Consider the following 18,317-nt stretch of genomic DNA (forward strand, 5'->3'; position numbering starts at 1 on the left):
CGTTTACTGCCCGCTTAGAATGCGCCAGCTTCTTTCAGAGCCTGCGCTTTTTCTTTGTCGTACCACCAGATCGAACTTGTGCCCATCCCAAATGGCGGAGGCGTGTCAGTGTAGGGGCGCGCGAACATGTCCAGATAGGCGATGTTGTGCGAACCTTTGTACCACTGCGGAATCCAGACGTGCATCGAACGCAGTGCCCGGTCCAGTGCGCGGGTGGCGACGGTCAGTTCCTCGCGGGATTCGGCTGTGGCGATCTTTTCGATCAGCGCATCGACCGCTGGGTTCGCGATGCCCGCCATATTGGCCGATCCCGGCGTGTTGGCGGTTTCCGAGCCGAAGATCGTGCGCAGCTCGTCACCCGGTGTGGAAGACATGGAAAAACGCTGTGTGACGATGTCGAAGTCAAAGTTCTTTTCGCGTTCCTGCGATTCAGCGGCGTCGACGCGTGTGGCATCGGCTTCGATCCCCAGACGGCGCAGGTTTTCGATCATCGGGTTGATGATGCGGTCGAAGGACGCGCTGTCGTTCAGCACCTGAATGGTCAGCTTTTGACCGTCCTTTTCGCGGATGCCGTCGGCGCCCACTTCCCAACCGGCGTCATCCAGCAGTTTGCCCGCTTTGCGCAATGCGCGGCGGTCGGCCAGATCTTCGGCCTTTTGAACGTCAGGGACAAAGGCAGGTTCGGTGAATACGGTTTCCGGCAGATCGGCGCGAAGGGGTTCCAGAAGCGCCAGTTCGGCCTCGGAGGGCATGCCTTCGGCCTGCAAGGTGCCCGAGTTTTCCCAGAAGCTGTCTGTGCGGTCATAGAGACCGTAGAACAGCGATTCATTGGACCATTCAAAGTTGAACGCCAGACCGATCGCTTCGCGGACGCGCGGATCGCTGAATTTGTCGCGGCGCAGGTTGAACCAGAAGCCTTGCGTGCCGGACGGGCGGCCATCGGGCAGCGTTTCGACCTTGACCCAGCCTTTGTCGATGGCGGGGAAGTCATAGGATGTGGCCCAGAGCTTCGACAGGAATTCTTCGCGATAGGAATAGGCGCCCGCTTTGAACGCCTCGAACGCGGTTGTGTAATCGGCGAAGTATTCGAACTTGATGACGTCGAAGTTGTTTTGACCGACGTTCACCGGCAGGTCCTTGCCCCAATAATCGTCGCGGCGTTTGTAGGCCACGGATTGACCGGGATCGACGCTTAGCAGTTCATACTGGCCCGACCCCATGGGCGGTTCCAGCGAGGATTCGGTGAAATCGCGGGTTTCGTAATATGCCTTCGAGAAGATGGGTAGACCGGCGGCTGTCATCAGCAATTCGCGCAGCGGGCCTTCGGGGTTGAAGGTGTATTTGACGCGGAAATCATCCAGCGCCTCGACCTTTTCGAAGTCTTTCAAGGCCACGCGGTAGGATGGCTGGCCTTCGTTAAACAGTTTCTCAAAGGAAAAGACCACGTCATGGGCCGTGACCTGCGATCCGTCGCGGAACTTGGCTTCGGGGCGCAGGTTGAAAATCGCCCATTCACGGTTTTCGGGGTATTCGACACTTTCGGCGACCAGACCGTACATCGAATCCGGTTCATCCAGATTTCCGGTCATCAGCGTGTCGTAAAAGACGGTGGCGCCAGCGGCTGCGTTGCCTTTCAGGATGTAGGGCGTAAGGCTGTCAAAGGTGCCGAAGGCCCAAGTGGAATATTCGCCGCCCTTCGGCGCATCGGGGTTTACATAGTCCCAGTGTTTGAAATCCGCTGGGTATTTCAGTTCACCGAACGACGAAATGCCGTGGGATGTGATGACACCGTCCTGCGCCTCTTGCGCCCAAAGCCGCTCTGCCGCGAAAACCGACGCGATGGCAAAGGCGCTGGCGAACAGCCAGCGGCGGCTGATGGCTAAGGTCGGGATGGCGATCGCTTTGGCGCGCGGTGCAGACTGCTCCCGCGATTTGGCGGGGATGAGGTGGCGTGCGCTTTTAAGCGTCATCTAGTGTCCTCCGGGTAAGACTGATCCTGTTATGAATGTATGTTATGGGCATGGAATAGCCACTATCAAGTTGCGTATCTGTGATCTTCTTGTCATCGGCGCACAAGAAAAAGGCCGTGGAGCGGGTCCACGGCCTTTCTAAAAATTTTAGCTGACTGGCTGATTAGCCGTCTGTGCCGTCCAGATACGCGATCAGGTTTGCGCGATCTTCGACATCGGGCAGGCCGCGGAAGGACATTGTTGTGCCCGGTGCGTAACCGGCAGGATTTTCTAGGAATGCGTTCAGAGCTTCGGGTGTCCATGCGTCTGTCGCAGCGGCGAGAGCACCGGAGTAGTTGAAGCCGGAAGCAGCGCCAGTTGCGCGGCCGACAACACCGTACAGGTACGGGCCAACTGCGTTTTCACCTTCAACCAGCTTGTGGCAAGCACGGCATTTGCCGAAAACTTTCTCGCCTGCGCCAGCATCTGCGGATGCAAAGACAGTTGCGAAATCAGCGGGTGCTTCTTCTTCAGCGCCTTCGCCTGCTTCTGCGACTTCAATCGGGTAACCGGCAGCAGCATGCTCTTCACCGTGACCGTCGTCACCGACGTGGTACAGGATTTCCGCGCCCCAGTTGCCAAGAAGGAAGATCAAGAGCGCTCCGCAGAAGCCGCCAATCACCTTTGTGAACGTCATTGTGTCAAGCATGGGTCGCAATTCCCTCGTGGTAAGCGTTTCGGCGCGGTATCTATTGGTTCCATTCGCCGCTGGCAAGGTGTAAGAGCCGCGACCAATCGCCCATTTACGGCAGTTAGACGGAAAAAAGCATGGCTGACAGACCCCTCATCGCATTTCAGGGCGAACTTGGTGCCTATTCACATCAGGCGTGCCGTCAGGCCCGACCCGATTTTGACGTGTTGCCCTGCCGCACGTTCGAGGACGCAATCGAAGCCTGCCGCAGCGGTGAAGCCGAGCTTGCCATGCTGCCTGTCGAAAACTCGACCTACGGTCGCGTGGCCGACATCCATTCGCTGTTGCCGCAGTCCGGTCTGCACATCATCGAAGAAGATTTTGTCCGTGTTCACATCAACTTGCTGGCTTTGCCCGGTACAAAACTGACCGACGTGAAAGAGGCGATGAGCCACACGGTTCTGTTGGGTCAGTGCCGGAATTTCCTGAAAGAACACGGCATCGCGCGGATCACAGGCGCCGATACTGCCGGCTCTGCCAAGATCGTGTCCGAGCGTGGAAACCCCGAGATGGCCGCGCTTGCGGGTGAATTGGCCGGTGAAATCTACGGTCTGGACGTGCTGGCGCGCCACATCGAGGACGAAGGCAACAACACGACCCGATTCCTTGTCATGTCGCGCGAAGCCGATATGAAACGTCGTGGCGAACACGGCATGATGACGACTTTCGTCTTCCAGGTACGTAACATTCCCGCTGCTTTGTACAAAGCGATGGGGGGATTCGCGACGAACGGCGTGAACATGACCAAGCTGGAAAGCTACATGGTCGGCGGGTCCTTCACGGCGACTCAGTTCTATGCCGATATCGAAGGCCATCCGGACGATCCGCACGTCGCACTTGCGCTTGAAGAGCTGGATTACTTCACCGACATGCTGGAAATTCTGGGCACCTACCCCCGCGCATCGCGTCGCGATTAAGGTTCACAGGCAGACTAAAGTGGGCAGTGATAGTCGAATTGGTTAATTCCCACTTAACCAATGCCCCACAGCGTGTATCATCGCTCGAACGAGTTTAGTTTCGAGGGTCCGTATGCGTCTTAAAAATGTGCGCCGTAGCCAGAACATCGAAGACCGCCGCCGCAGTGGGGCAGGTGGTAAGGCCGGTGTTGGTGGTGTCGGCCTGTTGGTCATTCTGGCTATCGGCTATTTTGCGGGCATCGACGTGTCGCCCTTCCTTGAACAGGCCGCTGCGCCGCAATCGTCCGAGCCGCGCGAACTGACCGCCGCGGAGCAGCGGGCAGGTGATTTCAGCGCTAAGGTGTTGGGAACGACCGAACAGGTCTGGGACGTTCTTTTGCCTGAACAGGCAGGATTAGAATACACGCCACCCAAGCTGGTTCTGTATTCCGGCGTCACCCAGTCGCCCTGTGGCGGTGCAAGCGGCGCGACCGGCCCGTTCTACTGCCCTGCCGATGAAAAGGCTTATCTGGACACGGATTTCTTCGCGACTATGGCGCAGCAACTGGGCGCTGGCGGCGATTTCGCTGCGGCCTATGTGGTGGCGCACGAAGTGGCGCATCACATCCAGAACGAGCTTGGGATTTTGAACGAAGTGCACGGTCTAAGACAGCAATCCGACGAGGTCACCGCAAACGCGTTGACTGTGCGTCTGGAACTGCAGGCGGATTGCCTGTCGGGCGTCTGGGCGCATTACGTTGATGGCCTGCTAGAACCGGGTGATATCGACGAGGCATTGAACGCCGCCCGCCAGATCGGGGACGATACGCTTCAACGCAACGCAGGGCGTGTGCCCCAGCCGCACACGTTTACACATGGCACCAGCGAACAGCGCTCGCGCTGGTTTGCGACGGGCTACAAATCCGGTGACATGCGCAGTTGCGACACCTTTAACGCTGACCGCTTATGAGCTGAAGATGAGCACCATACACGCCATACCCGTCGGTGGAGGTATCCTGACCACAAGCTCTTTGCCTGGTCGGAATGGTGTGTATGAGGCCGACATCGAACACCTGCGCGACCTACAGCCGTCTTACGCGATATCGCTAACGACGCTGGCCGAAATGGTGGCCGCAGGGGCTGAACATATCGGCGCTGATTTTCAGGAAAGCGGCACGCGGTGGGAACACCTGCCTATCCTTGATTACGGCGTGCCGGACGAGGCGTTCATGCGCGAATGGCCGCGCGTGTCCCAAACCGCGCGGCAGGCGCTGACTGGCAAGGGGCGCGTGGTGGTTCATTGCAAGGGCGGCTGCGGTCGGTCCGGTATGGTGGCGCTGCGTTTGATGATTGAATCCGGCATTGCGCCCGACGATGCGCTGGCCCAGTTACGTGCGATCCACCCGCAAGCGGTCGAGACCGACGAACAGATGGAATGGGCCATGTCAGCACCGCGCGCGCCTGCACAGTTTGTGCGGCACGAGGACTGATCCGAAAAGCGGGGATAAGGTGAGAGGCTGGACAACGACCCAAGCGGGGCTCGTTACGGCTGCTTCCTTCCGGACCTGACCGGGTTGGCGAGGCGCTCGCCCGCGCCAACCTCTCGCTGATGCACATAGTAAAGCCGCACCGGATTCGCAAGGTCCTGTCGTCATTCCGTGCGTTGTGACGGGCGGGCGCTTTGGTCAATAACCCCAAAGCCCTTGATTTTACCCCCTGCGCTGTCATGTCTGTCCCTACCAAAAAAACCGACGGAGGCAGGGCGATGCAGATTTCAGAAGAGGTGACTTTCGGCGCAGGTCAATTGGAACGCGCGGCCGAGCTTCGTGGCAAGCCCGAGTTGCTGGACCCGCTGCGTGCCTCTGGAAATGCCCGTGCGGTGATCATCTGGCGTGGCAAGTTGCTGGTGACTGGCGAGGACGACATCATGCTGATGCGGCTTCCGACCGACCATCCGGCCATTCAGGCAGATTGGCCCGAGACGTTTTTGGGTCGCGACGGAGAGTCAGCCTTGTTCGGCTACGACGCCTCGACGTGGGAGCCTGAAGACCTCGACGCTTCGGCGATGGGCAGCTTTATTGATGCGACCGAACAGGTACATCCCGATATCGACGGTGGGCGCTTTGCCGAGTTGCGCCGGATCATGACCCGCCTGACGCCGCTTGAAGCCGAGGTTGGCGCAACGCTGAAGGCTTTGCGCGAATGGCACCGGACGCATAAATTCTGCAGCCGCTGCGGCGAACCGTCGGATATCAGCATGTCGGGTTGGCAGCGCAACTGCGGCACCTGCGGCGCCCCGCATTTCCCCCGCACCGATCCCGTTGCGATCATGCTGGTCACACATGGGAACAAGACATTGCTGGGCCGCTCGCCCGGTTGGCCCGAGGGTATGTATTCTTGCCTCGCGGGCTTTGTCGAACCCGGGGAAACCATCGAAGGTGCGACCCGCCGCGAGGTGTTCGAGGAATCCGGCGTCAAAGTGGGCGCGGTGCGCTATGTTGCCTCGCAACCGTGGGCTTTCCCGAATTCGCTGATGTTCGGCACCCACGCCGAGGCTTTGACGACCGAAATCCATCTGGACCCGAACGAATTGGAAGACGCTAAGTGGGTCACGAAAGAGGAACTTGTCGCCTCGTTCGCTGGCGAAAACCCCATGCTTTTGCCCGCGCGACGTGGCGCTATTGCCCAGTTCCTGTTGCGCAATTGGCTTGCGGATCGCATGGATTGATGCACAATATCGCGCAAAAATAACGAGTTGGAGCAGGCATCGTGGAGATCACCGCACAAGAGGATATCGAAGGCTCTCTGGAGCAGGTTTTCGACGGCCTGAGCAACTTTGAGCAATTCGAACGCGTTATCCTGCGCCGCGGCGTCGATGTGCGCCGGATTGACGAGGTTGATGAACCCACTGTCGGCATGCGCTGGGCGTCGGAATTCCGCTATCGTGGTAAACCGCGTCAGGCCGAAATCACGCTGACCCGCTTTGACCGCCCGAACGCGATGCAGTTCGAAAGCACCTCGGCCGGTTTGACGGTGATCACCGATCTGGAATGCCTGTCCCTGTCGCGGTCCCGTACCCGCGTCAGCATTACGTGCACGCTAAAGCCCAAGACACTGTCGGCGCGTATTCTTGTTCAGTCGATCAAGCTGGCCCGCAGTTCCGTCCAACGGAAATTCCGCGCACGCGCCAGCGATTTCGCCCGCGAGTTCGAGAAGAAGCTGAAGACCGGTTAAGCCTTTCTTTCCGGACAACGTATCGGGTGGATTGTATCTTTCCGACAGGTCGCTACCTTGCCCCAAAGTTCATACGGGAGGGCAAGAGCCATGAAACTTGTACGCTATGGGGAAAGTGGCGCGGAAAAGCCGGGTTTGTTGGATGCGGACGGCGCGATCCGTGATCTGAGCGGTGTTGTCGATGACATTGCAGGCGACGTGCTGACAGAGGACGGTCTGGCGAAACTGGCCGCGGTCGACCCCGCCAGCCTGCCTGTGGTCGATGGCAACCCGCGCTTTGGCCCCTGTGTCGGTCAGGTCGGCAAGTTTCTGGCGATTGGTCTGAACTATGTGGATCACGCGGCCGAGGTTGGCGCGAAACTGCCCGAAGAGCCCATCGTGTTTTCCAAGGCCATCACCTGCATCACCGGCCCGAATGACACCGTCGAAATCCCGCGCGGCTCGGTTCAGTCCGACTGGGAGGTCGAGCTGGGGTTTGTTATCGGCAAGAAGGCGAAATACGTGTCCGAAGCGGACGCGATGAATTATGTCGCGGGCTTCTGCATTGTGAATGATGTCAGCGAACGTGACTTCCAGATGCGCCGGTCGGGTCAGTGGCTTAAGGGCAAATCGCACGACACATTCGGCCCCATCGGCCCGTGGCTGGTGACCAAGGACGAGGTCGCTGATCCCCATGATTTGAAGATGACCTGTTCGGTGAATGGTGAAATCCAGCAGGATGGATCGACCAACACGATGCACTTCAAAGTGCCGCAGATCATCGCGCACTTGACCCAGTTCATGACGCTGATGCCCGGCGATGTGATTGCCACAGGCACACCGCCCGGGGTGGGCATGGGGAAAAACCCGCCTATGTTCCTGAAAGACGGTGATGTGATGGAACTGACCGTCGAAGGTCTGGGACATCAACGGCAGGTTTGCCGTTCAGCGGAGTAAGCAAAATGGCGCGATGGCGGGGAATGTTACTGGGGATGGCTTTGGCCTTGCCGCAGTCTTTGTGGGCGCATGAGTTCTGGATTTCGCCCGAAACCTACCGCGTCGCGCCAGATGAACCGATCCTTGTCCATCTACGGGTGGGCGATAATTTCAAAGGCTCGTCCTACGCCTATATCCCGCCGAACTTTACCCGCTTTGACGTGGTCATGGGAGACGAAGTGATGGCAGTCGACGGGCGCGCTGGTGATCGGCCTGCGATGAATATGGCGGTCGGGCAGGAAGGGCTGGCTGTCATCGTACACCAGACCCGCGCCTATGATCTGACCTACAACGAATTCGAGAAATTCGTGAATTTCACCAAGCACAAGGATTTCACCTGGGCTTTGGACCGTCTGGAAGAGCGTGGCCTGTCAGGCCAGAAGGTGCGCGAAAGCTATACGCGCTTTGGCAAATCGCTGGTGGCAGTTGGAAACGGGCAGGGCGCGGACCGCGAGGTCGGGCTCGAGATCGAGATCGTGGCAGAAGCCAATCCTTATACCGATGATCTGAGTGCCGGATTTCCCGTGCGCGTTCTGTATCAGGGCGCGCCGCGCGCGAACGAACAGGTCGAACTGTTTGCACGGTCCGGCGATGAGGTGGTTGTGAGCCAGTACCGCACGGATGCCGAGGGCCGCGTTGTCCTGCCGGTTGAGGCAGGCGTCGAGTATCTGGTGGATTCCGTGCTGCTGCGCGAACTTGAGGTTCAGGCAGAAGGCGATGCTGCTTGGGAATCGATCTGGGCCAGCCTGACGTTCCGCGTCCCTGAGTAAAGCTGTCGGATCGGGGCTGCCGATCCGACCTTTGTTATTTTGCGCATATGTTCGGTCGCGCGCCGTCCTTCTCGGGCCGGATCACGACGCGTAGTGCAGGATTTCCAAACCACCTGTGGCGAAATTCGCGGTGTCGGCTTTGGCGGCCTCCCCCTCGGGCGAGGCCAAAGCAGCGCCCATCGCCTCCGCGCTGTCGAAATCGGCTTCGAACTTGGCAATGAAGGGGGCGGCACCCTCTGGTCCCTGAAGGTTCAGGGTATATCGCAGGTTCTTTGCCCCGGGCAGTGCCTGCGCAATCGGCAGGTGCGTGTCGGTATAGTAGCGGCGGAAGGCCTCGGGATCTGTCGGCTGGCCGTAAAGCACCATCAATGTATGCATGTTGTTCTCCTCATTCCGCCGCGATCTTGGCGGCCTCTGTAAATTCTTCCTTGAAGGTCCGGCGGGGCGGCAGGCGGCGGCGTTTCAGCGCTTTGCCAGCGGCCTCGACCATGGCGGGCGGGCCGCACAGATAGGCCGACATGCCTTTGCAACTGCTGAAGTCTTCCAGCACGCAATCAGTCACCATGCCCGACCGTTCCTGCCACGCTTTCTCGGACAGGCAGGGTCGATAATGGAAGCGGGGGTGTTCGGCATCCAACGCGCGGAAAAAGTCGACGTCATACAGGTCCGCCTGAGCGCGCCCGCCGTGGTACAGGAAAATCTCGGGGATCAGATCATGCGCAAGCGCATGGAGCACGATGGATTTCATCGGTGCCAGACCCGTTCCGCCCGCAATCAGGATGGCGGGGTCGTCTTGTGCTTCGAACAGGCCGAAGTTGCCCAAAGGGCCCTTCATATCGACTTGGTCGCCAACGGACGCAGATTTGAACAGCCATCCATCCGTTGCCAGACCGCCGGGGGTGCGTTTGATATGGAATTCTAGGCCTCGCGTTTCGGATGGCGCGTTGGCCATGGAATACTGCCGCCAAACATCGGTGCCGGGCACGTTCAGTTCGGCATATTGCCCCGCAAGAAACGGCATCTCGGCGTCCAGTTCGATCACCAGACGGCGGGTGTCGCGGGCGATATCCTCTAGCACCGCAATCCGGCCTGACACGTCGCGCATCGGGTGATGGGTGACGCTGTCGTCGATCTCGGCCAGCGGTTCGATCAGCATGTCGGATTGTGCGCGTGCCTGACAGGCCAGAACAATGCCCGCGTCGCGTTCTTCCTGTGTCAGCGTGTCAAAGGGCGCACCGCCATGATCGAACGATCCGGCGTCAACACGGCACTTGCAGCTGCCACAAGTGCCTTGGGTGCAGTTGTGTGGCAACCAGATGCCTTCCCGCAGAAAGGCATCCAGCAGGGATTGGTCCGCGCATGCAAGCGCGGACCTTTCGCCATCGTTCAAAGAAATCTTGAACGCCATAGGGCTTAGACCTCCCACTTTGCGTGCAGCTCTTTCGGGCCGCGGAAGCCCCAACCCCAGAAGTCGATTTCCTTGGTTTCGTCCCGTTCCAGATTGGGAATGGTTTCGAACAGTTCTTCCAGCCCGATCCGGCAGACTTCAGAGGCAAAGTAGGTGCCCGCACAGGCGTGTGAACCCGCACCGAAGGCGATATGCGGCACCGGTTTGCGATCCATGTCGAACTTGGACGGCGCGTCATAGTCGTTGGAGTCGTGGTTGGCCGATCCGTAGGACAGCATCACCACCGAACCGGCAGGCAGATCGACGCCCGCAACGGTGGTGTCCTTTTTCGCCTGTCGTGCCACAGCCGACCAGATCGGCGAGGTCCAGCGCAGGCTTTCGGAAATCGCCCGACGGATCTGTTTCGGGTTGTCGATGACGCGTTCGAACTGTTCGGGGTTGGTCCAAAGTCCCGCGATGGTCGAAGCCATGGCATGACCGGGTTCTTGCATCGCGCCCAGCAGAAAGACGAACAGTGTCGGGTAGATGCGTTCGCGGTCGCGGGTCTTGCCTTCGGGCATACCATCATGCAGCCAGTGCGACAGGGCGCTGTCATCGGGGTTCTTTTCCCAGTTATCCAGCAGCGGATCGACAACTTCGCGGATTTCGGCACGTGCCTCGTCACCCGGTTTAAAGCCCTCGGGGTTGGCCCAATCGCCGTTTTCGTCGACGGCCGCATTGGTGAAGGATACCGACAGCTTGTGGAACCATTCGCGCAGCTTGTCCGATCTGACGGATTGCAGGCCCAGCAAGTCGCCCAATGCGCGCACGCTGACCGGTTCGCAGAAGGTTTCAACCAGATCGGCCGCGCCCTTGTCTTCGATGGCTTCGACATAGCGGCGGGCAATCGGGCGAACGAGGTCTTCGACATAGCCATCAACCGCGCGCGGCTGAAGCGCCGGATCGACCATGCAGCGCAGTTCTTTGTGCTCGGGTCCGTTTACGTTCAGAACGTTGGGATGACCAAAGGTGCGCCCGCCCGCAGGCGAGATAAATCCGCCCCATGTTTCGCCATCCTTGGCGATCGCACGACAGGCTTCTTTGGTGGAAGCGATGTAAAGTCCTAGTGCCGGAACAAAGGCAACCGGAGCTTCTTTCCGCAGGCGTTCGTAAAAAGGATACGGGTTATTTTCCAACTCTTGGATCGTGATGTTCGCAATCCAATCGGGCGTATCGTGCAACCGGGTGTTTCCGTCCATAAGTGTGCGCCTCCTCCGCGCAGGCAAACTTCGACCGGCACAGGAACAGCGTGTGTTTCCTGCGTGGTGATCAAATGGTGTAGTGGTGGTTCCCCAGCGAAACTCTGTGCGTGAAAGCTGGCTTTGGAAAGGTATGGCGCAATACCTGATACTTTTGGCTGTATTCCGTCAAAAAACGCACTGGATTCGCGCGTCTAAACGCCCGCGTTTCTGTTGAAATACCGGATACTCTGGATGCCGTTGTACACAAAAAGCCCCGACCACAGATGTGATCGGGGCTTTATCAGGTGCAAATTGGAATCAGGTCAGCAGGCGCCTTAGGCGGTTGGCTTTTCGATCCAGTCGAAGAAACCGGGGCCTGTGCGATCAAGCAGCGATTTGGCCAGCGTGCGGCCGATGGTGGCGGCGTCTTCCGCAGGGCCTGTCAGGCTGTCCGCAATGGCCTCGGTACCATCGGGGCGAAGAACCTCTCCGCGCAGGGTGATCGTGTCGCCGTCCAGTTCCGCCAGCGCCGCGATGGGCGTTTCGCAAGAGCCGTCGAGTTCAGCAAGAAAGCTGCGTTCCGCATCAAGCCGCGTGGCGGTGTCCGCGTCGTGGATTGCGTCCAGCATCGCCTTGGCGCGCTCATCGCTGATGCGGCGTTCGATGCCGATGGCGCCTTGGGCCACCGCAGGCAGCATGTCGTCGGGCGAAATGGCGCGTTTCGGAACGCTGTCCATACGCAGACGGTTCAGGCCCGCCATCGCAAGGAAGGTCGCGCAGGCCACGCCGTCATTCAGCTTTTTCAGGCGGGTTTGCAAGTTGCCGCGGAATTCGACGACCTGAAGATCGGGGCGGCGGTGCAAAAGTTGCGCGCGGCGGCGAAGCGACGATGTGCCTACAACCGCGCCTTGGGGCAGATCGTGGATTGTGTCGTAGTCTTCGCAAATAAACGCATCGCGCACGTCTTCGCGGGGCAGGAAGCAATCGACGATCAGGCCGTCAGGCTGAACCGTGGGCAGGTCTTTGGACGAATGGACCGCGATGTCGATGCGGCTGTCCAGCATCGCCTCTTCGATTTCCTTGGTGAACAGACCTTTGTTCCCGATCTCTTTCAGCGGACGATCCGCGTCGATCAGGCTGCGGTCATCGCCGGTCGTCTTGATCACCACAATTTCAAAGCAGTTGTGGGTCAGATCATGGGCGGCGGCCAGACGGTCGCGGGTTTCGTGGGCTTGCGCCACGGCCAGCGGCGAACCGCGGGTGCCGATACGAAGCGGGCTGTCGGGAGTCGGTAGCTGAATGTTCATGCGACAGCATTAGCTGCGTCATTTCGGGCTGACAACCGGCCTTGACATGTGGGGACGGACATTGGACCACGGTCACAACACTTTAGGAGGCCCTCATGACCAAAACCATCCTGCGCGCTCTGAAAGGCGAAACGCTGCCCACACCGCCGATCTGGATGATGCGGCAGGCGGGTCGCTATCTGCCGGAATATCGCGCAACACGGGCCGAGGCGGGCGACTTTCTGTCGCTGTGCTATAACTCCGAACGGGCGGCCGAGGTTACGCTGCAGCCGATCCGCCGCTACGGGTTCGACGCGGCGATCCTGTTTGCCGACATCCTGTTGCTGCCGCAGGCGCTGGGCGCGGATCTGTGGTTCGTGACCGGCGAAGGACCGCGTTTATCGACGATCACGTCGGATGCGGATTTCGATAAGCTGGGTCGCGGCGAGATGATCCATGATACGCTGAACCCTGTTTACGAAACCGTGCGCATCCTGCGCCGCGAACTGCCCGAGGAAACCACGCTGATCGGTTTTGCCGGCGCGCCATGGACGGTTGCCACTTATATGATCGCCGGTCGCGGTACGCCGGATCAGGGACCGGCCCACGCGTTGAAAGAAGAAAACCGTGCGCTGTTCGAAAAGATCATCGACCGCCTGACGGAATCCACGATTGATTATCTGACCGAGCAGGTGAAGGCCGGTGCCGAGGTTGTCAAAATCTTCGACAGCTGGGCGGGGTCGCTGAAGGGGGATGATTTCATCAAATACGCGCAGGAACCGGCGCGGATTATCACCTCTGAACTGAAGTCGCGTTTCCCTGACCTGCCGGTCATCGCCTTCCCGCGTCAGGCCGGAGATCATTACATCGGCTTCCATCAGGCAACTGGTGCCGACTGTGTGGCCATTGATGATAGCGTTACGCCGGAATGGGCGGCCGAGCATGTTCAGGTGTCGGGCTGTGTTCAGGGCAATCTGGCGTCGTCCCATATGGTGACAGGCGGCGATGCGCTGGTGGCTGAAACCAAGCGTGTGGTTGAAGCGTTCCGCAATGGCCCGCACATCTTCAACCTTGGCCACGGCATTACCCCCGATGCGGACCCTGAAAACGTTAAACTGATGATCGACACTGTACGCGGCATGTAAGTCGCGCTCAGGTGCTGACTTTCGGTCGGGGGCGCGGCTTGGCTTTCTGGTGTGCCAGAACATAAAGCCCCGCGCCGATGATCAGGGCGCAGCCGATCCAGACCTCGATCGTGGGCCATTCGCCGAAGACCAGCCACCCCAACAGGATGGCCAAGGGCATGCCGATATATTCAAATGGTGCGATGATGGCGGCTTTGGCCAGTCTGTAGGATTGCGTCAGGGTGAACACCGTGACGGCGGAAAGAACGCCCAGAAGCGCAAGGATCAAAAGGTCCTCTGTCGGGGGCACGATCCACGGTTTGACGATGAATAGCAGGCTTTCATTCGTGGTGTTTGCCGCAAAGCGCCCGTCGCCCGCCACAAGGAACATCGAGGCGCAGATGATCAGAAAGATCGATTGCGTATAAACCGCCATCGCAGAGGCCCGCGTGGTCAGGCCCAGTTTGCGCGTCAGTGTCTGGGTCAGGGCGTAGAGAAACGCAGCCATGATCGGCAGGAAAAAGACCAGCGTCGGCGTGTCGGCGTCGCCCGATCCCCATGGCCGCTGCATCACCATAACGCCCAGAAATCCCACGCAAACCGCTACGATGCTGGCGGCGCTAACCGCTTCTTTTAGCAAGAACACGGACAGGACGGTGATGAACAGCGGCGCCACAAAGAAAAGCGCCGTGACCTGCGCCAAGGGCATGACCGCGACAGCGGCGTAAAAGGTTAGGTTGGCCATCACGATGCACAGCCCGCGCAGGATATGGATCACCGGCGTGCGCGTTCGCAGTGACGTTAGCCCCCCGTCAAACCGGAGAAAGGCCATGATCAACGTCAGTCCGATAAACGACCGGATCGCGATGATTTCGTGTAGCGGGTAGTCCGCTGATAACCATTTGACCAGCATGTCGTTTACCGAAATCGCGATGATCCCGATAATCACAAGCGCGATCCCAGCGGCTGGCCGGTTTGTATAAATCTCTGTCGTCATGCGTCTGTTAATGTTTGTTGTCTGGAACGACTAAACCGAAATGCACGTTAGCTCTGCGTTAGTGCGCATTGCTAAAGAATTAAGCATTGGTAGAGTGCGCGTCTGGAAAGTGAGGTGGCGTATGGCTGGAATGGTCGAAATCGATGACGTCCGAAAAATATATGATGGCGGCTTCGAGGCGCTGAAAGGTGTCACTCTGACTATCGAGAAGGGTGAGATTCTGGCTTTGCTTGGCCCCAATGGCGCGGGTAAGACAACGCTGATTTCCACGATCTGCGGATTGGTGACGCCGACGGGCGGGCACGTCCGTGTGGGTGGTCACGATGTGATCACCGACTACCGCGCAGCGCGCACGATGGTTGGCTTGGTGCCGCAGGAAATCAACCTCGAGCCGTTTGAAAAGGTCATCAACACGGTGCGCTATTCCCGTGGTTTGTTCGGCAAGCCGCGCGATGACGCGCGCATCGAACAGATTTTGCGCCGCCTGTCGCTTTGGGACAAACGCAACTCGGCCATTCGCGAATTGTCCGGCGGTATGAAGCGCCGCGTGCTGATCGCCAAGGCGCTGTCCCATGATCCGCGCGTGCTGTTTCTGGATGAACCCACCGCTGGCGTCGATGTGGAATTGCGTCGCGACATGTGGGAGATCGTCGAAGAACTGCGCGCCGATGGCGTGACTATCATCCTGACCACCCACTATATTGAAGAGGCCGAGGCAATTGCCGACCGGATCGGTGTGATCTCGGGCGGTCAGCTGTTGCTGGTCGAGGAAAAAGACGCGCTGATGCAGCGTTTGGGACAGAAGCAGCTGTGCATCGAATTGCAGCAATCGCTGTCCGAGCTTCCTGAAGCGCTGGCGGACTTCGATCTGGACCTGTGTGACGATGGCGCGTCGCTGGTCTATACCTATGACACCGCCGCGGAACGCACGGGCATCGCCCGCTTGATCGCCGCGCTGACCGCCGAAGGGCTGAATGTGCGCGATATTCAGACGCGCCAGAAGTCGCTGGAAGATATCTTTGTCGACCTTGTCCACAATACCGAAAACAAGGAGGACGCGGCATGAACTGGACCGCTATCGCAGCCATCTACAAGTTCGAAATGGCGCGTTTCTTCCGCACCCTCGCGCAAAGCTTTATTTCGCCCGTTATCTCGACATCGCTCTATTTCGTGGTCTTCGGTGCAGCCATCGGCAGCCGCATCGATCAGGTCGAAGGTGTCAGCTATGGGGCGTTCATCGTGCCGGGTCTGGTGATGCTATCGGTGATCACGCAGGCGATTTCCAACGCGTCCTTCGGCATCTATTTCCCGAAATTCATCGGGACGATGTACGAATTCCTGTCTGCCCCCATCAATTTCCTTGAAATCGTGATGGGCTTTGTCGGGGCCGCCGCGACCAAGGCGTTGTTTATCGGGATCGTGATCTTGGGAACCGCCGCGCTGTTTGTGGACCTGCAAATCGCGCACCCCTTGGCAATGCTGTCGTTCCTGCTGCTGACCTGTCTCAGCTTTTCGTTGATGGGCTTCATCATCGGCATCTGGGCCAGCAACTTTGAACAGCTGCAACTGGTGCCTTTGCTGGTCGTGACGCCGCTGATCTTCCTTGGCGGGGCGTTCTATTCAATCTCGATGTTGCCGCCATTCTGGCAGACGGTCGCCCTGTTCAATCCGGTGGTCTACCTGATTTCGGGCTTCCGCTGGTCATTCTACGGGCTGGCGGATGTGCCGATCTTTGTCAGCCTTCTGGCGATTGGCGGCTTTACCGTCATCTGCATGGGCGTGATCTGGTGGATTTTCCGCACCGGTTGGCGCATCCGGGCCTAAGGCTCAAAACGACAAAAACGTGTCGCGCATAGGCAAGTGCGACACGTCGTGATTCGATTAGCCTGTTTGGACAATTCACGCTGCAATGGGAGATGCGGCATGGACTATTCCAACGAAGATATGCCCGTCGTCGACATGCCGGCAGGCGAGGTACACACAGTCGAAACCGATTTCGCAGCGGTCATGGCGGCAATGCCTGTCGTGTCCAATGCGGCGCATGCGCCCCTTGAGGGCGGCGAAGACCCCGCGTTTGGCACGGTACTTTGGCGCACGCTGTTTTCGGCTGACCGCACGCAGACGTCCGGCATGGTCCTGGGGGTCGCTGAATTCGGCCCCGAAGGCACGCTGTGCGCACACCGCCATGATCCGTCTGAGTTCTACTTCGGTCTGTCCGGGTCCGGCATAGTCACAATTGATGGCGTGGCACACGAACTGGCGTCCGGCATCGCGCTTTATATCCCTGAAAACGCCGAACATGATGTGGTTGCAGGCCCTGATGGTTTGCGCTTTCTCTACGGCTTCCCGCGCGACAGCTTTGCAGATGTGAATTACCGCTTCTCGGGCTGAATTTCAGCACTCGCCAAGGGGCAACAATCGGCGTAAAGCAAACGCATGGCCCGTATTGTTCCCCTTGATGACGCCCGCACGCTGCCGTTCTGGCAGCGGCCCGTGACGCTATTGTTCCTCATGGCGATTGCCATGCCGCTTAGCTTTTCGACATGGTCAGCGCTGCTGAACAACTTTGTCATCGAAGTGGGCGATTTCGACGGCTCTGACATTGGCTGGCTGCACACCGTTCGCGAAATTCCCGGGTTTCTGGCAGTCGGTGTGATTGTCGTGATCATGTTTATGCGCGAACAGGTTCTGGCCATGGTCGCGCTGTTGATGCTGGGGGCGGCAACGGCGGTCACGGCATGGTTCCCGTCAATGGGCGGTATCCTGACGATCACCATGCTGTCGTCGATCGGCTTTCACTATTACGAAACGGTGAACCAGTCTTTGCAGCTACAATGGCTGCCGAAGAACCGCGCGCCTCAGGTGTTGGGCCAACTGGTGGCCGCCGCATCCGCCGCGACGCTGGTGGCTTATGTGCTGATCGTGATGACGTGGGAAAGCCTCGATCTCAGCTATAACCTTGTCTACCTTGCCTCGGGCGGCATGACGATTGTCATTGTGGCCTATTGCATTCTGGCCTTCCCGCAGTTCGAAGCCCCCAATCCGCAGGTCAAGAAATTCGTCCTGCGCCGCCGGTACTGGCTGTATTACCTACTGCAATTCATGGCCGGTGCGCGCCGCCAGATCTTTGTGGTTTTCGCAGGCTTCATGATGGTCGAACGCTTTGGCTTTGACGTGCACGAGGTGACGGCGCTTTATCTGATCAACCTGATCGCTAATATGATTTTTGCCCCCCTGATGGGCCATGCCGTGCATCGTTTCGGTGAACGCAATGCGCTGGTGTTTGAATACGTGGGTCTGGCTGCCGTGTTCCTTGCCTATGGCGGTATCTACTGGTTCGGCTGGGGTGTTGTGCTGGCGGCGGTTCTGTATGTGCTGGACCACTTGTTCTTTGCACTGGCCTTGGCGCTGAAAACCTATTTCCAGAAGATCGCCGATCCGGGTGATATCGCGCCAACGGCGGCGGTGGCCTTTACCATCAACCACATCGCGGCGGTCTTCCTGCCTGCGCTTTTGGGCTATCTCTGGCTGCAATCGCCGCAGTTGGTGTTCCTGATGGCATCCGGCATGGCGCTGACCTCTCTCGGTCTGGCGCTGTTGATCCCACGTCATCCGGAACCGGGTCGTGAAACCGTGTTGTCGCGTCCGCTGCCTGCACCTGCGGAATAATCGCGGCGCTTGTGAAAACCTGCGCGGCGTGGAAGAAG

Annotated in this window: 19 protein-coding genes and 1 other RNA gene; 12 read left to right on the plus strand and 8 right to left on the minus strand. The window is 58.9% G+C overall.

Going from position 1 to position 18,317, the window contains the following annotated elements:
* Positions 1–14: 14 nt before the first annotated feature.
* Complete coding sequence (locus AC4FIA_RS14115) at positions 15–1,970, minus strand: extracellular solute-binding protein (RefSeq protein WP_490366385.1); 1,956 nt, start codon at positions 1,968–1,970, stop codon at positions 15–17.
* A 163-nt stretch (positions 1,971–2,133) separates the two neighbouring features.
* Entirely contained in the window at positions 2,134–2,658 is a 525-nt protein-coding gene (locus tag AC4FIA_RS14120) for a c-type cytochrome (RefSeq protein ID WP_103908973.1), read from the minus strand.
* A gap of 119 nt (positions 2,659–2,777) precedes the next feature.
* Here AC4FIA_RS14120 and AC4FIA_RS14125 point away from each other — a divergent pair, with 119 nt between their 5' ends.
* From AC4FIA_RS14125 to AC4FIA_RS14135, 3 genes are all read left to right on the plus strand, one after another.
* Positions 2,778–3,617, plus strand: a complete 840-nt coding sequence (locus AC4FIA_RS14125) for a prephenate dehydratase (protein ID WP_103908972.1) — start codon at positions 2,778–2,780, stop codon at positions 3,615–3,617.
* Positions 3,618–3,729: 112 nt separating this feature from the next.
* A complete protein-coding gene (ypfJ, locus tag AC4FIA_RS14130; protein ID WP_287476895.1) occupies positions 3,730–4,566 on the plus strand; it encodes a KPN_02809 family neutral zinc metallopeptidase in 837 nt (278 codons plus the stop codon).
* 7 nt (positions 4,567–4,573) lie between these two features.
* Positions 4,574–5,086 carry a phosphatase domain-containing protein gene (locus AC4FIA_RS14135; RefSeq protein ID WP_287476896.1) on the plus strand — a complete coding sequence of 171 codons (513 nt, stop codon included), beginning with the start codon at positions 4,574–4,576 and terminating at the stop codon, positions 5,084–5,086.
* A gap of 18 nt (positions 5,087–5,104) precedes the next feature.
* Here the strand turns inward: AC4FIA_RS14135 and ffs are convergent.
* An RNA gene (ffs, locus tag AC4FIA_RS14140) (signal recognition particle sRNA small type) lies at positions 5,105–5,201 on the minus strand.
* 160 nt (positions 5,202–5,361) lie between these two features.
* Here ffs and nudC point away from each other — a divergent pair.
* From nudC to AC4FIA_RS14160, 4 genes are all read left to right on the plus strand, one after another.
* The gene (gene nudC / locus AC4FIA_RS14145) at positions 5,362–6,324 is read left to right on the plus strand and encodes an NAD(+) diphosphatase (RefSeq protein ID WP_490366386.1); all 963 of its coding nucleotides are present in this window, start codon (positions 5,362–5,364) and stop codon (positions 6,322–6,324) included.
* A gap of 41 nt (positions 6,325–6,365) precedes the next feature.
* Complete coding sequence (locus AC4FIA_RS14150; protein WP_490366387.1) at positions 6,366–6,830, plus strand: SRPBCC family protein; 465 nt, start codon at positions 6,366–6,368, stop codon at positions 6,828–6,830.
* 90 nt (positions 6,831–6,920) lie between these two features.
* Entirely contained in the window at positions 6,921–7,766 is an 846-nt protein-coding gene (locus AC4FIA_RS14155; RefSeq protein ID WP_490366388.1) for a fumarylacetoacetate hydrolase family protein, read from the plus strand.
* 23 nt (positions 7,767–7,789) lie between these two features.
* On the plus strand, positions 7,790–8,575 hold the full coding sequence (locus AC4FIA_RS14160; protein WP_490366389.1) for a DUF4198 domain-containing protein: 786 nt from the start codon (positions 7,790–7,792) through the stop codon (positions 8,573–8,575).
* An 81-nt stretch (positions 8,576–8,656) separates the two neighbouring features.
* Here AC4FIA_RS14160 and AC4FIA_RS14165 read toward each other — a convergent pair whose 3' ends face one another.
* The 4 genes from AC4FIA_RS14165 to hemC all read right to left on the minus strand — a co-directional run bounded on the left by AC4FIA_RS14165 (position 8,657) and on the right by hemC (position 12,510).
* Complete coding sequence (locus tag AC4FIA_RS14165) at positions 8,657–8,953, minus strand: EthD family reductase (RefSeq protein ID WP_103908966.1); 297 nt, start codon at positions 8,951–8,953, stop codon at positions 8,657–8,659.
* A gap of 10 nt (positions 8,954–8,963) precedes the next feature.
* Positions 8,964–9,983: a 2Fe-2S iron-sulfur cluster-binding protein gene (locus tag AC4FIA_RS14170; protein WP_490366390.1), complete on the minus strand. Its 1,020-nt coding sequence runs from the start codon at positions 9,981–9,983 to the stop codon at positions 8,964–8,966.
* 5 nt (positions 9,984–9,988) lie between these two features.
* On the minus strand, positions 9,989–11,221 hold the full coding sequence (locus tag AC4FIA_RS14175; RefSeq protein ID WP_490366391.1) for a cytochrome P450: 1,233 nt from the start codon (positions 11,219–11,221) through the stop codon (positions 9,989–9,991).
* A gap of 317 nt (positions 11,222–11,538) precedes the next feature.
* Positions 11,539–12,510, minus strand: a complete 972-nt coding sequence (gene hemC, locus AC4FIA_RS14180; protein WP_490366392.1) for a hydroxymethylbilane synthase — start codon at positions 12,508–12,510, stop codon at positions 11,539–11,541.
* A gap of 95 nt (positions 12,511–12,605) precedes the next feature.
* On the opposite strand from hemC, the gene hemE reads away from it, so the two are divergent.
* Positions 12,606–13,634 (plus strand): uroporphyrinogen decarboxylase, encoded by a 1,029-nt coding sequence (hemE, locus tag AC4FIA_RS14185; protein ID WP_490366393.1) that lies wholly within the window; start codon positions 12,606–12,608, stop codon positions 13,632–13,634.
* A 7-nt stretch (positions 13,635–13,641) separates the two neighbouring features.
* On the opposite strand, the gene AC4FIA_RS14190 is transcribed toward hemE, so the two are convergent.
* A complete protein-coding gene (locus tag AC4FIA_RS14190; RefSeq protein WP_490366394.1) occupies positions 13,642–14,610 on the minus strand; it encodes a DMT family transporter in 969 nt (322 codons plus the stop codon).
* Between the two features lie 121 nt (positions 14,611–14,731).
* Here AC4FIA_RS14190 and AC4FIA_RS14195 point away from each other — a divergent pair, with 121 nt between their 5' ends.
* The 4 genes from AC4FIA_RS14195 to AC4FIA_RS14210 all read left to right on the plus strand — a co-directional run bounded on the left by AC4FIA_RS14195 (position 14,732) and on the right by AC4FIA_RS14210 (position 18,279).
* Positions 14,732–15,676 carry an ABC transporter ATP-binding protein gene (locus tag AC4FIA_RS14195; RefSeq protein WP_490366395.1) on the plus strand — a complete coding sequence of 315 codons (945 nt, stop codon included), beginning with the start codon at positions 14,732–14,734 and terminating at the stop codon, positions 15,674–15,676.
* A complete protein-coding gene (locus tag AC4FIA_RS14200; protein ID WP_103908960.1) occupies positions 15,673–16,434 on the plus strand; it encodes an ABC transporter permease in 762 nt (253 codons plus the stop codon). The genes AC4FIA_RS14195 and AC4FIA_RS14200 overlap by 4 nt, the downstream gene beginning before the upstream one ends.
* A 99-nt stretch (positions 16,435–16,533) precedes the next feature.
* Positions 16,534–17,001: a cupin domain-containing protein gene (locus AC4FIA_RS14205; RefSeq protein ID WP_490366396.1), complete on the plus strand. Its 468-nt coding sequence runs from the start codon at positions 16,534–16,536 to the stop codon at positions 16,999–17,001.
* Between the two features lie 45 nt (positions 17,002–17,046).
* Positions 17,047–18,279, plus strand: coding sequence for an MFS transporter (locus AC4FIA_RS14210; protein WP_490366397.1), 1,233 nt, complete (start codon positions 17,047–17,049; stop codon positions 18,277–18,279).
* The last annotated feature ends 38 nt before the right edge of the window (positions 18,280–18,317 follow it).

Source organism: Thalassococcus sp. (assembly GCF_982780845.1).

Bases quoted from the DNA above. Each gene is read 5' to 3' on its own strand.
- hemC (WP_490366392.1), bottom strand. From the start codon at position 12,510: ATGAACATTCAGCTACCGACTCCCGACAGCCCGCTTCGTATCGGCACC.
- AC4FIA_RS14175 (WP_490366391.1), bottom strand. From the start codon at position 11,221: ATGGACGGAAACACCCGGTTGCACGATACGCCCGATTGGATTGCGAAC.
- AC4FIA_RS14125 (WP_103908972.1), top strand. From the start codon at position 2,778: ATGGCTGACAGACCCCTCATCGCATTTCAGGGCGAACTTGGTGCCTAT.
- AC4FIA_RS14190 (WP_490366394.1), bottom strand. From the start codon at position 14,610: ATGACGACAGAGATTTATACAAACCGGCCAGCCGCTGGGATCGCGCTT.
- AC4FIA_RS14160 (WP_490366389.1), top strand. From the start codon at position 7,790: ATGTTACTGGGGATGGCTTTGGCCTTGCCGCAGTCTTTGTGGGCGCAT.
- AC4FIA_RS14170 (WP_490366390.1), bottom strand. From the start codon at position 9,983: ATGGCGTTCAAGATTTCTTTGAACGATGGCGAAAGGTCCGCGCTTGCA.
- AC4FIA_RS14135 (WP_287476896.1), top strand. From the start codon at position 4,574: ATGAGCACCATACACGCCATACCCGTCGGTGGAGGTATCCTGACCACA.
- hemE (WP_490366393.1), top strand. From the start codon at position 12,606: ATGACCAAAACCATCCTGCGCGCTCTGAAAGGCGAAACGCTGCCCACA.
- AC4FIA_RS14210 (WP_490366397.1), top strand. From the start codon at position 17,047: ATGGCCCGTATTGTTCCCCTTGATGACGCCCGCACGCTGCCGTTCTGG.
- AC4FIA_RS14205 (WP_490366396.1), top strand. From the start codon at position 16,534: ATGGACTATTCCAACGAAGATATGCCCGTCGTCGACATGCCGGCAGGC.
- ypfJ (WP_287476895.1), top strand. From the start codon at position 3,730: ATGCGTCTTAAAAATGTGCGCCGTAGCCAGAACATCGAAGACCGCCGC.
- AC4FIA_RS14195 (WP_490366395.1), top strand. From the start codon at position 14,732: ATGGCTGGAATGGTCGAAATCGATGACGTCCGAAAAATATATGATGGC.
- AC4FIA_RS14115 (WP_490366385.1), bottom strand. From the start codon at position 1,970: ATGACGCTTAAAAGCGCACGCCACCTCATCCCCGCCAAATCGCGGGAG.
- nudC (WP_490366386.1), top strand. From the start codon at position 5,362: ATGCAGATTTCAGAAGAGGTGACTTTCGGCGCAGGTCAATTGGAACGC.
- AC4FIA_RS14200 (WP_103908960.1), top strand. From the start codon at position 15,673: ATGAACTGGACCGCTATCGCAGCCATCTACAAGTTCGAAATGGCGCGT.
- AC4FIA_RS14120 (WP_103908973.1), bottom strand. From the start codon at position 2,658: ATGCTTGACACAATGACGTTCACAAAGGTGATTGGCGGCTTCTGCGGA.
- AC4FIA_RS14155 (WP_490366388.1), top strand. From the start codon at position 6,921: ATGAAACTTGTACGCTATGGGGAAAGTGGCGCGGAAAAGCCGGGTTTG.
- AC4FIA_RS14165 (WP_103908966.1), bottom strand. From the start codon at position 8,953: ATGCATACATTGATGGTGCTTTACGGCCAGCCGACAGATCCCGAGGCC.